The organism is Herminiimonas glaciei (assembly GCF_042664955.1).
GTDB lineage: Bacteria > Pseudomonadota > Gammaproteobacteria > Burkholderiales > Burkholderiaceae_D > Oxalicibacterium > Oxalicibacterium glaciei.
The window spans coordinates 526,246-541,489 of sequence record NZ_JBHTBU010000001.1; the positions used below are offsets into that span (position 1 = coordinate 526,246).

General features: G+C 55.8%; 13 protein-coding genes. 11 read left to right on the plus strand and 2 right to left on the minus strand.

Annotation, left to right across the window (positions count from 1 at the left end; all coding sequences use genetic code 11):
• Positions 1–59 precede the first annotated feature (59 nt).
• Positions 60–3,149, plus strand: coding sequence for an efflux RND transporter permease subunit (locus ACFQPC_RS02270; RefSeq protein WP_382270024.1), 3,090 nt, complete (start codon positions 60–62; stop codon positions 3,147–3,149).
• 3 nt (positions 3,150–3,152) lie between these two features.
• Here ACFQPC_RS02270 and ACFQPC_RS02275 read toward each other — a convergent pair whose 3' ends face one another.
• Complete coding sequence (locus ACFQPC_RS02275; RefSeq protein ID WP_382270025.1) at positions 3,153–4,796, minus strand: isovaleryl-CoA dehydrogenase; 1,644 nt, start codon at positions 4,794–4,796, stop codon at positions 3,153–3,155.
• Positions 4,797–5,030: 234 nt separating this feature from the next.
• On the opposite strand from ACFQPC_RS02275, the gene ACFQPC_RS02280 reads away from it, so the two are divergent.
• The 6 genes from ACFQPC_RS02280 to ACFQPC_RS02305 all read left to right on the plus strand — a co-directional run bounded on the left by ACFQPC_RS02280 (position 5,031) and on the right by ACFQPC_RS02305 (position 10,643).
• Complete coding sequence (locus ACFQPC_RS02280) at positions 5,031–7,052, plus strand: DNA polymerase III subunit gamma/tau (RefSeq protein WP_382270026.1); 2,022 nt, start codon at positions 5,031–5,033, stop codon at positions 7,050–7,052.
• 52 nt (positions 7,053–7,104) lie between these two features.
• Positions 7,105–7,431, plus strand: a complete 327-nt coding sequence (locus ACFQPC_RS02285; RefSeq protein WP_012080182.1) for a YbaB/EbfC family nucleoid-associated protein — start codon at positions 7,105–7,107, stop codon at positions 7,429–7,431.
• A 21-nt stretch (positions 7,432–7,452) separates the two neighbouring features.
• Positions 7,453–8,049 carry a recombination mediator RecR gene (gene recR, locus ACFQPC_RS02290; RefSeq protein ID WP_012080181.1) on the plus strand — a complete coding sequence of 199 codons (597 nt, stop codon included), beginning with the start codon at positions 7,453–7,455 and terminating at the stop codon, positions 8,047–8,049.
• 52 nt (positions 8,050–8,101) lie between these two features.
• Entirely contained in the window at positions 8,102–8,761 is a 660-nt protein-coding gene (locus ACFQPC_RS02295; protein ID WP_382270027.1) for an HD domain-containing protein, read from the plus strand.
• A gap of 6 nt (positions 8,762–8,767) precedes the next feature.
• Positions 8,768–10,012: a CaiB/BaiF CoA transferase family protein gene (locus ACFQPC_RS02300; protein WP_382270028.1), complete on the plus strand. Its 1,245-nt coding sequence runs from the start codon at positions 8,768–8,770 to the stop codon at positions 10,010–10,012.
• Positions 10,013–10,265: 253 nt separating this feature from the next.
• On the plus strand, positions 10,266–10,643 hold the full coding sequence (locus tag ACFQPC_RS02305) for a DUF3597 domain-containing protein (RefSeq protein WP_382270029.1): 378 nt from the start codon (positions 10,266–10,268) through the stop codon (positions 10,641–10,643).
• A 111-nt stretch (positions 10,644–10,754) separates the two neighbouring features.
• On the opposite strand, the gene ACFQPC_RS02310 is transcribed toward ACFQPC_RS02305, so the two are convergent.
• Positions 10,755–11,615 (minus strand): alpha/beta hydrolase, encoded by an 861-nt coding sequence (locus tag ACFQPC_RS02310; RefSeq protein WP_382270030.1) that lies wholly within the window; start codon positions 11,613–11,615, stop codon positions 10,755–10,757.
• A gap of 164 nt (positions 11,616–11,779) precedes the next feature.
• On the opposite strand from ACFQPC_RS02310, the gene ACFQPC_RS02315 reads away from it, so the two are divergent.
• The 4 genes from ACFQPC_RS02315 (at position 11,780) to ACFQPC_RS02330 (ending at position 15,115) form a co-directional block, all read left to right on the plus strand.
• Positions 11,780–12,499: an AraC family transcriptional regulator gene (locus ACFQPC_RS02315; RefSeq protein ID WP_382270031.1), complete on the plus strand. Its 720-nt coding sequence runs from the start codon at positions 11,780–11,782 to the stop codon at positions 12,497–12,499.
• Positions 12,500–12,666: 167 nt separating this feature from the next.
• On the plus strand, positions 12,667–13,137 hold the full coding sequence (locus ACFQPC_RS02320; RefSeq protein ID WP_382270032.1) for a RidA family protein: 471 nt from the start codon (positions 12,667–12,669) through the stop codon (positions 13,135–13,137).
• Positions 13,137–14,504: an adenylosuccinate synthetase gene (locus ACFQPC_RS02325; protein ID WP_382270033.1), complete on the plus strand. Its 1,368-nt coding sequence runs from the start codon at positions 13,137–13,139 to the stop codon at positions 14,502–14,504. The genes ACFQPC_RS02320 and ACFQPC_RS02325 overlap by 1 nt, the downstream gene beginning before the upstream one ends.
• Positions 14,501–15,115, plus strand: a complete 615-nt coding sequence (locus ACFQPC_RS02330) for a pyridoxamine 5'-phosphate oxidase family protein (RefSeq protein WP_382270034.1) — start codon at positions 14,501–14,503, stop codon at positions 15,113–15,115. Before ACFQPC_RS02325 ends, ACFQPC_RS02330 begins: the two co-directional genes overlap by 4 nt.
• Positions 15,116–15,244: the final 129 nt, after the last annotated feature.

A 15,244-nucleotide genomic window follows, 5' to 3' on the forward strand; every position in this document is an offset into this window, starting at 1 on the left:
ATTTTTTAAGCACATGACGCATCCCTCATCCCCATGACTTTGCCTGGGCAAAATACATAGTGAATATTTCCGAACTTTGCATACGCCGGCCAGTCATGACTGTGTTGCTCTCGATCGCAGTGGTCGTGCTCGGCGCTTTCTGTTATTTCAAATTGCCGATCGCGGCGCTGCCGAGCTACGACACACCGGTTATTAATGTCACCGGTTCCTTGCCCGGGGCCAGTCCCGAAGTGATGGCGGCTTCGGTCGCCACCACGCTGGAAAAACAATTCTCGACCATCGCCGGTCTCTCGACCATCAGTTCCAGCAGCACGCTGGGCAATACTTCAATCACGCTGGAGTTTGACCAGAACCGCGATATCGATGCCGCAGCGGTAGACGTACAGGCAGCACTCTTGCGCGCGCAACGCAGCCTGCCAATAGAAATGACGGCCTTGCCGGCCTACCGCAAGGTCAATCCGGCTGATGCCGCTATCCTCTTGCTGGCGCTGACTTCACCTTCGTTGTCCCTGTCCGAGTTGAACGACTATGCGGAAAACCTGATCTCGCCTTCGCTGTCGACCATCAATGGCGTGGCGCAAGTGCAGGTCTATGGACAGCGTCGCTTTGCGGTGCGCGTGAAGGTCAAGCCGGATGAATTGGCGGCGCGCAATATGACACTGGATGAAGTCGCCCTGGCACTGCGTGCCGCAAATGCGAACTCGCCGGTCGGGGTACTGGACGGTACGCGCCAGACCCTGACCCTGCAAGCCAACAAGCAATTGCGCAATGCAGAAGCCTTCAGCAATCTGGTCATCAGCAGCCGTAACGGCCAGACCACGCGCCTCAATGATGTGGCGGTGGTCGAAGACAGTGTCGAGTCGACCAAAAGCGGCAGCTGGGTAAATGGCGAACCGTCCATCGTGCTGGCAGTGCAGCGCCAGCCGAATGCAAATACGGTGGCGGTGGTGGATGCGGTGAAGCAGACCCTGCCGCAATTCAAGGACCAGATGCCGGCTTCGATCAATGTGCAGGTTTTGAATGATCGCTCGGTTTCGATTCGCGAAGCGATCCATGATGTGAAGCTGACTTTGTTGCTGACCATCGCGCTGGTGGTGCTGGTGATCTTCCTCTTTCTCAAGCGTTTGTCGGCGACGCTGATTCCGGTGCTGTCGCTGCCGATCTCATTGATAGGCTGTTTCGCCTTGATGTATTGGCTCGGCTATAGCCTCGATAATATTTCGCTGCTCGGCATCACGATTGCAGTGGGCCTGGTGGTCGATGATGCGATCGTCATGCTGGAAAATATCGTCCGTCATATCGAAGACGGCATGGAACCATTGGCGGCCGCACTCAAGGGTTCGCGCGAAGTCAGCTTTACGATTATTTCGATTTCGATTTCACTGGTCGCGGTATTCATTCCTATTTTCTTCATGCCGGGCGTGATCGGTTTGCTGTTCTATGAATTCGCCGCTGTCGTCTCACTGGCGGTGATGGTGTCGGCAGTGATGTCGCTGACGCTGGTGCCGATGTTGTGCAGCCGCTTCCTCAAGCATGAGTCGCCGGCTGAACATGCAAAGGAAAACTGGCTGAGCCGTTCATTTGAAAAGCTCTTCAATCGTGTGCTGGACGGTTATACGCGCGGCCTCGACTGGTCACTCAGCCATCGTAAAAGCATACTCTTGCTGGCGGTCGGCACCTTCCTGCTGACGGCGATATTGTTCATCACGATACCGAAAGGTTTCTTCCCGACCGAAGATATCGGCCAGATCAGTGTGACGATAGAAGGGCCGGAAGACGCGTCTTATCCGACCATGGTGAAACTGGTATCAGCGGCGGCCGAGATCGTGCAAAACGATCCGAATGTGGCGACCACCACTTCACGCACACGCGACAGCAATGTCGGCAATATGTTTATCGGCCTCAAGCCGCGCAGCGAGCGCGAAGCTATGGATAAGGTCTTGCGCGATTTGCGCCGCAAGGTGAGCGGCATCCCGGGCTTGTCGGTGTATATGACGCCGGTGCAAAACTTGCGCCTCGGCGGCCGCAGCAGCAAGAGCCAGTATCAATATGTATTGCAGAGTGTGCGGCCGGATGAGTTGAATGACTGGGCGGAAAAAATGCAGGCACGCATGCGCGCCGATCGTGCTTTCATCGACGTTACCAGCGATTCCCAGCTCAAGGGTTTGCAAGCGGTTGTAAACATCAACCGGGATCGCGCGAATGAAGCCGGCGTCACCATCCAGGATATCCGTACCGCCTTATACAGCGCCTACGGTGATCGCCAGATTTCGACGATTTATACCAGTAACAATAGTTACTTCGTCATCATGCAAGACATGAATGTCGGGCAACAGGATGAAGCCGACCTGAATAAAATTTACCTGCGCAGCAAGACCGGTGTGCTGGTGCCTTTGCTGAGCCTGGCAACAGTCGAACGTACGGCCGGCCCGATCTCGGTCAACCACCAGGGGCAATTGCAGGCGGTGACGATTTCCTTCAACCTCGCGCCGGGTGTGCCGCTCGGTGAAGCGACCGGCAAGATCGACCAGATCCGGAGCCAGATTGAATTGCCGTCCAGCGTTATCACTTCATATGCCGGTGATGCCGCGGTGTTCCAGTCTTCGCAGGGTAGCCAGGTGGCCTTGCTCTTGCTGGCGATTGTCGTGATTTATATCCTGCTCGGTGTGCTGTATGAAAGCTATATCCACCCGATCACGATTCTGGCCGGTTTGCCATCGGCGGCAGTCGGCGCTTTGCTGACGCTGCGTATCTTCGGCTTTGAACTGACGATGATCGCGACCATCGGTATCCTGCTGCTGGTCGGCCTGGTCAAGAAGAATGCGATCATGATGATCGACTTCGCACTGGAGGCGCAACGCAATCAGGGCATGACACCGGCGGAGGCGATACGCTCCGCCTGTATTCTGCGCTTCCGACCAATCATGATGACGACGATGGCGGCGGCAGTCGGTGCCTTGCCGATCGCGCTGGGGCTGGGTGCTGGTGCCGAATTGCGCCAGCCGCTGGGCCTGGCCGTGGTCGGCGGCCTGATGGTGTCGCAAGTGATCACCTTATTCATTACACCGGTGATCTATCTCTTCTTTGACCGCTTCAGCGGCGACGGTCCTTTGCAGATTACGCCGGAGCAGGAGCTGGCCGCACGCTGATTCCTATAGCGGGCATGCGCGTTCAAGTATTTCCTTCGCCGCGAGTGGTGCGGCCAGCGTGCCATACACGCGGCCGCTTTCTGCATCCAGGCGGCTGCTGATAAATGCATCGGCGATATTCGCCGGAGCTGCCTGCAACATCAGGCAGCTTTGCGCGACCAGTACCAGGCGCTGCGTAAAGCGTCGTGCCTGCATCTCTCGCTGAGCCGCCGGCAGCGCGAGGTCGGTGCGTAATTCCGCGATCAGTTCGCGCAAGCCCTTGTCTTCCTTGGCGATATCCAGCAACGAGTCCAGCAGCAGTTTGAAGGCATCCGCTTCTTTGGCAATCGCGCGCAAGACATCCAGACACATCACATTGCCCGAACCTTCCCAGATCGAATTGACTGGCGCTTCACGATACATGCGCGCCATCGGCGCATTTTCCACGTAACCGTTGCCGCCCCAGACTTCCATGCATTCACCTGTAAACTCCAGTGCGCGTTTGCAAATCCAGAATTTGGCGGCGGGTGTCACCACACGTCGCCATGCACGTTCGACCGGATCGTCAATCGCTTCGGCTGCTTGCGCCAGGCGTAGCATCAGGCGCGTCGCGGCTTCGCTTTCCAGCGCAAGGTCGGCCAGCACGTTTTGCATCAAGGGCTGTTCTGCCAATGGCAAGCCGAATGCATGGCGATGTCGCGCATGGTGGATCGCCTGCACCAATGCATTGCGCATCAGGCCGGTGCTGCCTATCACGCAATCGAGCCGGGTATGGTTGGCCATTTCGATGATGGTGGGGATGCCGCGCCCGTCTTCGCCGACCATCACACCATATGCATCCTGGAATTCGACTTCGCTGCTGGCATTGGAGCGATTGCCCAATTTATCTTTCAGGCGCTGGATCAGGATCGCATTCTTGCTGCCATCCGGACGCCAGCGCGGCACGAAGAAACAGGACAATCCGGCTTCGGTACGCGCCAGTACCAGATGCGCATCGCACATCGGTGCGGAAAAAAACCATTTGTGCCCGGTCAGTGCGTAAGGCTGGCCGCGGCCTGCGCTTTCCAGCGGACGCGCGACGGTGGTATTGCTGCGTACATCGGAACCACCCTGTTTCTCTGTCATGCCCATGCCGACCAGCATCGAAGTCTTGTCAGGCAAGGGCAGGTCGCGCTCGTCATGCCCGGTTGAAAACAGTTGCTCTTTCAGCGTGGCAAACAGTGCCGGCTCCTGTTGCAGCAAGGGAATGGAGGCGAAGGTCATGGTAATCGGGCACAGTGATCCTGATTCGACCTGTGACTGCAGATAGTAGGCCGTGGTGCGCGCGATATGTGCGCCGGCGCGGGGTTGCGACCACGGCAGCGCATGCAGGCCGGCGCGTCTTTGCATGGTCAGCAGTTGGTGCCAGCTCGGATGGAAGTCGACGCGGTCTATGCGATTGCCAAAACGATCATGGGTTTGCAATTCCGGCAGATGCTGGTTGGCAAGTTGGCCCAGTTGCAATGTTTCCCGGGTGCCGAGTTCTGCCCCCAAAGCTGCCAGCTCCGGCGCATACCAGCTGGCTGCGCTGTTTTTTACCGCAGTGACCAGCGCGCTATCGCAGTTGAACAGATTGTAGTCATGCAGCTCCGGCACCTGGTTGCTGACTTCATGGGTAGTCCATTGCATGATGCGCTCCTTGATACTAAGTATTGCTGAAGTGCGGATGGAGGCTTCAGTCTATAGCCAGACGGCCTCCTCTGCCAATTTTCGCTTTCCACCGCCAAAACCGTCTTTATTTACATGATAAAAAGCGTGATTTTTCAATGGGATAGCGCACCCGGCGACGAGAAAACAGGAACACTGTAAATCCGACGCCGGTGTCAGGTAAAATGCGGTTTGCCCTTATTCACGAACGGCCCTATGTCTTATCAAGTTCTCGCCCGTAAATATCGTCCGAAAAGCTTCGACACCCTGGTCGGGCAAGAGCACGTCGTGCGGGCCTTGACGCATGCACTGGATAACCAACGCCTGCACCATGCGTATTTGTTCACCGGTACCCGCGGCGTCGGCAAGACCACGCTCTCGCGTATCCTGGCCAAATCCTTCAATTGCATCGGTCCGGATGGCAATGGTGGCATCACCTCGACGCCTTGCGGTGTCTGCGAAGCCTGCGTGGCGATCGATGCCGGCCGTTTCGTTGACTATATAGAGATGGATGCCGCTTCCAATCGCGGCGTCGATGAAATGGCGCAGTTGCTGGAGCAGGCGGTATACGCACCGTCGAATGCGCGCTTCAAGGTCTATATGATCGATGAGGTACACATGCTCACCAACCACGCCTTCAACTCGATGCTGAAGACGCTGGAAGAACCGCCGGAACACGTTAAATTCATCCTCGCGACCACCGACCCGCAAAAAATCCCGGTCACCGTATTGTCGCGCTGCCTGCAATTCAACCTGAAACAAATGCCGCCCGGCCATATCGTCTCGCACCTGGACAATATCCTCGGGCAGGAAAATATCGAATTCGAAACACCGGCCCTGCGCCTGCTGGCACAAGGTGCGCACGGTTCGATGCGCGACGCTTTGTCGCTGACCGACCAGGCGATTGCCTATGCGGCCGGCAAGGTCACGCTGGATGCCGTGCAGGGCATGCTGGGTGCGCTTGATCAAAGCTTCCTCATTCGCTTGCTGGACGCGCTGGCGCAAAAAGATGGCGCCGGTTTGCTGGCAGTGGCCGATGAAATGGCGACGCGCAGCCTGTCGTATAACGCCGCGCTGCAAGACCTCGGCACCTTATTGCATCGCGTGGCATTGGCGCAGACCGTGCCGGCCGCAGTACCGGAAGATTTGCCGGAATACGCCGATGTGATGCGCCTGGCCGGCTTGTTCGATGCGGAAGAGATACAGTTGTTTTACCAAATCGCCGTGCATGGCCGCAATGAACTGGGACTGGCGCCGGATGAATACGCCGGTTTCTCGATGACCCTGTTGCGCATGCTGGCCTTCCGTCCCGGCTTCGGCCCGGCGGAAGCGAAGCCTGTTGCCGCTGCTGCACCTGTCGCACGTCCGGCTGCTGCGGCACCAGCCGCTGCACCCGCTGCCAGCGCACCGGCGGCACGCCTGAGCGCTGCGCCGCAAGCCGCCAGCACCAGTGCGCCAGTCGCACGTCCAACCGGTGCGATGAGCCCGGCACGGGCGGCACTGGAAGCAGCGCGTGCCGGAGTCAAAGGTGCACCAGCACCGGCAGCACGACCAGTTGCACCTGCTGCCTCGGTAGCAACTCCGGCGCCTGCTGTAGTTGCGGCACCAAGTCCGGCGATGGCAGTTGCCGACCGCTCCCCCGCGATCGATATGGCACCGGCTCCGCCGTGGGATGATGAGCCGCCGTTTGCCGGCAGCAATGGTGTCGAAGAATTTTCCAGCTCTGTGGCTCAAAAAAAAACTGAACCGGAACCTGCTGCAGTAGCAGAAGCTGCACCGGCACCTGCAGCAGTACCTGCAGCACCGCGTGTTGCACGTCCTTTCCAGTTGCATCCGGTAGCAAGCCTGAACTGGGATGGCAACTGGCCGGCACTGGCCGCCATCCTGCCGGTACGTGGCGTGGCACAGCAACTGGCCCTGCAGAGCGAATTGCTCAAATGCGGGCCAACGCCGGAAAGCGCGCAGATTACCTTCGACTTGCTGGTCGCAGTAGACGTTTTGCTGGCGAATGGCAGTGCGGAAAAGTTAACAGCTGTCCTGTGTGAACATTTCGGCCAGACAGTGCGTTTGCAAACCACCATAGGTGCGGTCGAACATACCGCCAGCGCGGCTGCAATCGCTGATCGTGCCGAGCGCCAGCGTGAGGCAGAGCAATCGATGCAGGAAGACCCATTTGTACAAAAACTGATGCGTGAATTCGGTGCCACCATCGTGCCGGGATCGGTCAAACCGGTTTAAACGCAGACGTAAATCCCATACATCAATCCGAATTATTTAAAGGAGCAAGATCATGATGAAAAACCAATTGGCTGGTCTGATGAAGCAGGCGCAAGCAATGCAGGACAATATGAAAAAGATGCAGGACCAATTGGCTTCGATAGAAGTTGAAGGCCAGTCCGGTGCCGGCCTGGTCAAGGTCGTGATGTCGTGCAAGAACGATGTGAAACGCGTTTCCATCGATCCATCGCTGCTGGCCGACGACAAGGACATGCTGGAAGACTTGGTTGCTGCCGCATTCAACGATGCAGTGCGCAAGGCTGAAGCAACTTCGCAGGAAAAGATGTCGGGTGTGACGGCAGGTATGCCTTTGCCACCCGGCTTCAAAATGCCGTTCTAATCAAGTATTGAAGCATAGCCATTGAAAACACCGTCCAGCCTAGATTTCCTGACTGAAGCCCTGCGTCGCCTGCCGGGCGTCGGCCCGAAATCGGCGCAACGCATGGCTTACCACCTGATGCAGCACGACCGCGATGGTGCCGCCATGCTGGGACGTGCCTTGTCGCAGGCGGTGGAAAAGGTGCAGCACTGTGCGATGTGCAATACCTTCACCGAGCATGAGGTATGCGAAACCTGCCTCGATGCCGAGCGTAATCCGGCCTTGCTGTGTGTGGTCGAAACGCCGGGTGATCAGTTGATGATAGAGCAGACGCTGACTTTCAAGGGTTTGTACTTTGTGTTGATGGGACGCCTGTCGCCGCTGGATGGCATAGGCCCCAAGGATATCCATCTCGAAAAATTGATCAGCCGCGCTACCGACGGCATCGTGCAGGAAGTAGTGCTGGCGACCAATTTTACGAATGAAGGCGAAGCGACTGCGCACTACATCAGCGAAACGCTGAAAGCGCGCGGCCTCAAAGTCAGTCGGCTGGCACGTGGTGTGCCGGTCGGTGGCGAACTGGAATATGTAGACGCTGGTACGATTGCGCGTGCGATGCTGGATAGACGCACGACGTAAAGAACCATGCTCCCGCGGCTTGATGCTCCATCTTTCATGAAAGTGATCAGCGATGTTGACAGCTTCCACGGAAAATCAGGAATGGTTGCAGCAGAAATGGCAGGCTTTGACAGCTGCTGTCTTCGCTGAACCTGCAGCAGCGGATGCGGTGTGGAAAGAACTGCTCAGGCATTATTCAGAACCGCAGCGCAGCTATCACAATCTCTCGCATGTGGCCGCCTTGCTGCGCCGTGCCGAGCAGCAGCGTGAACATATACGTTCGATGGAAACAGTCGAGTTCGCGATCTGGTTCCATGACGTCATCTACGATACACACCTGAAAGACAATGAGCAGCGCAGTGCAGAATGGGCGCGCTGTGCCATGATCGCGATGAACATCGATGAGTATCACATCCCGCCGGTCTGGGAATGCATCGTCGCGACGGCGACACATACGGTGACTGCGCCGGAGATTATCGATTTGCCCTTATTCCTCGATATGGACCTGGCGATACTGGGTGCCGAAGAAAAGGTTTACCAGGCCTATAGCAAGGCCATACAGTCCGAATATGCGTGGGTCGCCGTCGATGATTACCGGCAAGGGCGCGGCTGGGTGATAGAAGATTTCCTGCAGCGTCCGACCTTATACTTTACCCCCAGGCTGACGGCCGAGCTTGAAGCCCAGGCGCGTCACAACCTCGGCGCCGAATTGCGCGCCCTGAAACAAACTTAAAAAAATATGGAAAAAAAAGCTGCATCCGGTCCATTGGCCGGTATCAAAGTCCTCGAACTCGGCACCCTGATCGCCGGGCCTTTTTGTTCACGCATGTTGGCGGAATTCGGGGCTGAAGTCATCAAGATCGAATCACCGGATGGCGGCGACCCGATACGCCAATGGCGGGTGCTGAAGGATGGCACCTCGCTGTGGTGGTCGGTGCAGGCGCGCAACAAAAAAAGCCTGACGCTGAACCTGAAGGATGCACGCGGGCAAAAGATTGCGCGGCAGCTGGCGCTGGAAGCGGACATCATCATCGAGAACTACCGTCCCGGTGTGCTGGAAAAATGGTCGCTTGGCTACGAACAGTTGAAAGCGGAAAATCCGGCCACCATCATGGTGCGCCTGTCCGGTTTCGGCCAGACCGGGCCCCTGAAGGATCAACCGGGCTTTGGTGCAATCGGTGAATCGATGGGCGGCCTGCGATATGTGTCTGGCTTCCCGGATCGGCCACCATTGCGTGTCGGTATCTCTATCGGCGATTCGGTGGCGGCCCTGCATGGCGTGATAGGTGCAATGATGGCGCTGCGGCACCGCGATGCCACCGGTGGCCGCTGGAACGGCAAGTCGGGCGATGCCTCGCAGGCAGGGCAGGGCCAGATGATAGATGTGGCGCTATACGAAGCCGTATTCAATATGATGGAATCACTGGTGCCGGAATACGACTATGCCGGTGTCGTACGCGAACGTACCGGCGGCGCCTTGCCAGGCATCGTGCCGTCGAATACCTATACCACCGGCGATGGCGAAAATATCGTGATCGCCGGCAATGGCGATGCCATCTTCAAACGCCTGATGCTGGCGATGGGACGGGATGACCTGGCCGACGATGCACAGCTCGCACGCAACGATGGTCGCGTGCCGCGCACGGCAGAAATTGATACTGCAATCCAGCAATGGTGCAGTACGCAGACCATAGCAAGCGCACTTGAGATATTGCAAAAGGCCGATGTGCCGGTCGGCAAAATTTATTCGATACGCGACATGATGAGCGATCCGCAATTCCTCGCGCGCAAGATGTTCGAACAGCATACTTTTGCCGATGGCACGCCGATCAAGTTGCCGGCCATCACACCGAAGTTATCGGAAACGCCGGGTGAAACTAAATGGCTGGGACCCACCCTGGGTGAGCATACAGATGATGTATTGCAAACACTGGGTTATGATGAGGCGGGTATTGCCGAATTGAGACGCGACGGCGTAGTCTAAAAACGCCGCGAACAGAGGACGACATGAATAAACAATTCCTGAAACAGTTTGCCATTGCACTGGCGCTTTTCCTGCTGGGCTACTGGACTTTCAACGGTTTGATCTTTAACTGAATTGCCGTGCACGGCAGGGATGCATAACCCTGCCTGTGCGGAATTTTTGATGTTTTATGTAGGTGAGTGTAGGTACGAAGCAAGCAGGCCAGACAGTATAGATTCCATCGATTTTCCGATTCTTTAAAAGGAGCTACATCATGGGTATTCTCAGTACTATTTTCAGCAAGATCTTTCCATCCTCGCACGCCGCCCCGGCTCCAGCCGCCCCTGCGGCTTCCGGTGCAGCACCAGCCGCCGCTCCTGCGGCCCCGGTCCAGCAAGTGGACGTGGAAGCCATCCTGAATGGCCTCGCACAAAAGAATGCACAAAAACTCAATTGGAGTACATCCATCGTCGACCTGATGAAATTGCTCGACCTGGACAGCAGCCTGACCGCACGCAAAACGTTGGCGCAGGAATTGAAATACAGCGGTGATACCAATGATTCAGCCACGATGAATATCTGGCTGCACAAGCAAGTCATGATCAAGCTCGCCGAAAACGGCGGCAAGGTACCGGATGCATTGAAGCACTGATGTAGTTCGGATACAGAAAATGCGGCTGGTGTTTCACTCTCGCAGTGACACCAGCCGCATTTTTATGCGCCATTCATACTGTGCTGGTCGCAGTTGGCAGCCTGGTTTAGCTTAAGAAAAACGCTCAATCAATTGCAGCATGGCTTTGCCCAGTTCATTTTCTGCATCACCCAGGCGATCGACGGCATCGAAGTGATGTCCATCGGCCTGCCGGACTATCTGAATCTCCATGCCCTTCGCGCCAAGCAGTTCCGCATACTCTGCTTGAAGCCTATGGTATTCATCCGATTCATTTCCGCCTACGGTCAGGATAAGGGGTGTGTTAACGGCTGGTAATTTCTTGGTCGGACTGAATTGTTCCACTTGTGCCGGGGTAAGGCCAACGGCTTTGTTCAGATAGCAAAGGCGAATTGGTTCCAGGTCGTACAGGCCACTGATGGCGCATGCACCTTTCAATACATTGGCAGGCAGGCCGTGCGTTGTCCAGTCTATGCTTACCATGGTGGCAGTGAGATGCCCGCCGGCCGAATGACCTGAAAGGAATATTTTGTCCCTATCAAAAGCAAGTGTTTCTGCATTGCGATATAACCAGATCAATGCATCACGATTGTCGGCGACGATTTCATCCATGCCTACCGTCGGCGCGAGCCGGTAGTTCACGACGGCCACGTTGATATCTCGTTTTATATATGGCGCAGCAAGGTAACTGAAGTCTGATTTATCCAGTGATTGCCAGTAGCCGCCGTGGATGAAAACAAGGAGTGGACGTCCGGCTGTCGCGGCCGGAAAGAAGTCCAGATTCTGCGTTTCATTGATGCCGTAAGGAATATTTTCCAGCACACGATTGGCGCTGCGGAAGGCCGCGCTGCTGTGCGACCAGCGGGAAAATATATCGAGGAAATCGGGAATCCCGCCTCGCACATTGTATTGTTTATCCAGTTCGACTTGATTGAAATTGCGGTAGACTGACATTGGTTTCTTCTCCGTTAGTTGGAAAAGAAACTGTAAAGATATGAGGTGGGCGTCGCCCGCTTCTACACGCCACTAACTGTCGTCGAAATGCCATGTTTGGTAAAAGCGAAAATAGGGAAGACTACCAACACATCGAGCGACCCGCGGGCGGGATGGCTCGGGATTTGGCTAATCATCATTTGATCGACTACCATCAGCATCCGCGCGGCCAGTTGATTTACGCTTATTCAGGTGCCATTCTGGTCATGACGGAATTGGGCTCCTGGGTTGTTCCACCGCAGCGTGCAGTCTGGGTTCCGCCCGGGATGATGCACAGCATGCAGGCCTGCGGCAATGTCGAAATGCGCACTGTCTACGTCAGGCCGGACCATATCCCGCCTGAATTAGCCGACTGTTGCGTGGTATCTGTACCGCCGCTGTTGCGGGAACTCATTGCAGCGATGGTGCATATCCCGCTGCACTATGACGAGGCCGGCAGGGATGGCTTGCTGGTGCAGCTCCTGCTGCATGAAATCAAGCCCTTGAAGGTGGTCCGGCTGCATTTGCCGATGCCGAGTGATCCGCGCCTGGCCAAGATCTGCCAGCGCATACTCAATGAACCGTCCGATGAAACGACGGTGGATGAATGGAGTAAATTCATAGGTGCCAGTGCACGAACCATCGTCCGTTTGTTCCCGGAGCAAACCGGGCTGACTTTCAGCCAGTGGAAGCAACAGGCAAGGCTGCTGGCTGCGATCCAGATGCTGGCCACCAATAAGAATGTGACCGATATCGCATTGCAGCTTGGCTATGAAAGTCCCAGTGCGTTTAGCGCCATGTTCAAGCGTGCCATCGGCTTGACGCCCACCGAGTATTTCCGCGAGTTGTTCCCCGCTTCAGAGTAAGACTGCAAGCTGCCGATATTGTTGGCGTATGCGCGATATCCATTGGCATCACGCAGGCAGACCTTGCGATCCGCAATTGGCATAGTAGTGCCGAAGTCACTTGTGGTCTTCCGTGCGTTTGAAATCTTGTGCAAACGCGCGTTCTCTTTCTTTACTTAGGATAATAAATGTCAGCTTCCGATCGCATTCGAGAAGCGGGTCTCGTGCTTCCCGCGTTTACTCTGCCGTCCGCTCCTTTCCTGCCGTACACCCTCCATCAGGGATTGTTGACTGTCTCCGGCCAGCTCCCGGTACGCGATGGCAAACCACTGTTCGTGGGGAAAGTCCCGACCGTGATATCGGCGGAGCAGGCGCAGGAAGCGGCACGGATTTGTGTACTGAATATTCTTGGTTGGGTATCCCATGCGAGCAATGGCGATCTGGACCGGGTAGAGCGTGTACTGCGCCTGGGCGGCTTCGTCGCTACGGCGGAAGGCTATATTGAGGCACCGCAAATTATCAATGCCGCCTCCACACTGATCACCGATATCTTTGGTGATAAAGGCAGCCATGCCAGGATCGCGATTGGCGTCGCCAGCCTGCCGTTCGGTGTACCGGTAGAAGTGGAAGCGACTTTTATCCTGAAGGCAGGCAACTGATGATGAAGGCTGCTGGCTATGCAGATGTCCTGGTCGGTCTCCAGTATGGCGATGAAGGAAAGGCGAAAATAGTCGACCTGCTGGCAAAGGAATATGACATCGTGGCGCGCTTTAACGGAGGTGCAAACGCCGGGCATACGGTGGTAACGAGGCAGTGCACAGTCAAACTCAGGCAAATCCCGTCCGCCGTCTTTTATCCGGACAAGCTTCTATATATCGGGTCTGGCTGTGCAGTAGGTGTCGTTCAGTTGGCCGAGGAAATCCGCTCGCTGGAGGAACTTGGAATTTCCCTGCGGGGGCGCTTGTATGTGAGCAGCCGTTGTGTGCTGGTACAGCCTTCGCATATACATTTTGATCAAATACACGGCAAGGAAATTGGTACCACCGGCAACGGGATCGGCCCATGTTATGCCGATCGTGCACTGCGTATGTCTGATGGCAGGCGCATCTCGTTGCAAATCCGGGATCTCCTGCGCGACAGTGCGGCCGCTTTTGAAATGATGTATGAACGCTACGCTGCGCAATTGGGCTTGCACGCGCTGCACGCAGAAGAGTCACATGCAGATACCTCGATGCTGGCACTGCAGGAGGCCTGGGACGTGGTAAAAGCGTACGTCACGGATGACCCACTATTCCTGGTAAAACGGGTCGATGCCGGTGCCCATGTCTTGTTTGAGGGGGCGCAATCCGTGCTGCTTGATGTGATGTACGGCGACCAGCCCTATGTAACGTCCAGCCATACTGCGCCATCGTATGCATATGTCGGCGGGGATTTGCCGTGCCGCTACCATCGCAAGTCTATAGGTGTGGCAAAGGCGCTCATGTCACGGGTCGGTTCCGGTGCTTTTCCTTCTGAGCTGGGCGCTACGCGTTCGGAACAGTATTGCCAACATGCGGCCCTGAATGGAATCGGTGCGGCGTCTGAACAGGCCGGCTTTGATGCATTGGAATTACTGCGCTCGGAGGACGCCTTCAAGCAAGGTATCGCCTTACGCATGCTGACCGGGGAATATGGCACGGGAAGCGGCCGACCGCGGCGTGTGGGATTACTGGATGTCGGGCAACTGGCGGATGTCGTCGCGTTGCATGGTGTAGATGAAATTTTCCTGAATAAATGCGATTGTCTGGCTTATTTCTCCCGCACTCCACAGGGATGCGTCCCGGTATATGCGGGGAAGGGACGCGATAGATCAATTGTGAATTTTCCGGCCTTTACCCTCGAAGGTGAAGAGATTCCATTTGAATTGCTACAGATTCTCCAATTTATAGAAGAGCAAACGGCTTGCAGGATCCGTTGCGTTGGCATAGGCCCGGGACGTGATCAATCTGTTTTTTTCAATGAAACTGCCTTGATAGGTGCGCAATGACAGCCCCAGATTATTTTAAAACCGAGATGCGTCGTACTGACCTGGCATGGAACGATTGGCCGGCAATCCATGCCTTCCTGAAAGATCAATTGATTTGCCGGGTTGGTGTACAAGACGATCCATTCCCATATGTGGTGCCGCAAAGTTTTACCTTCGTGAATAATACCTTCCTCATTCATTGTTCGCGCTTCGGCAAGATGGCGAATCTGATCAAGGCGAACCAGCACATTACGATAGAGGTGGACCAGCCGGTTGCCTTGTTGAAGGCGCCGAAAGGGCAAAACACCAGCCTCGAGTACTACAGCGTTATCGCGCGTTGTATTGCCGAGATACGGGAAGGAACCGAGGAAGTCCGTGCGCACCAGAATCAGGCTTTGGATAAATTCCGGCCGGAAAAAGGATACAAGCCGATAGAAGATGGTGCAGCGAACCAGATCGTGGCGTTCAATTGCAAAATCATTGAAATGACAGCCAAGAAACGCATACTTGCAGATGGCCAATATTCGCCGCCGGGACAGCCGCAAGCACCATATGTACGCTTTCCTTTTCCTGCGGGGGCGGCGCTATCGTCACTGGGTGCTGATGCTTTCGACCCTGATCGTTTCAAGTAACAGTCGTTTTCACCAAGCACTAAGGTAGCCATGTCGAAAGATATGGCTACCTTTTTTTTATGCCTGGGTAATTGGATATTGCATGGTCAAAAAATATGCATGACTGCAACGCAGCCTGTCCAATTTTTT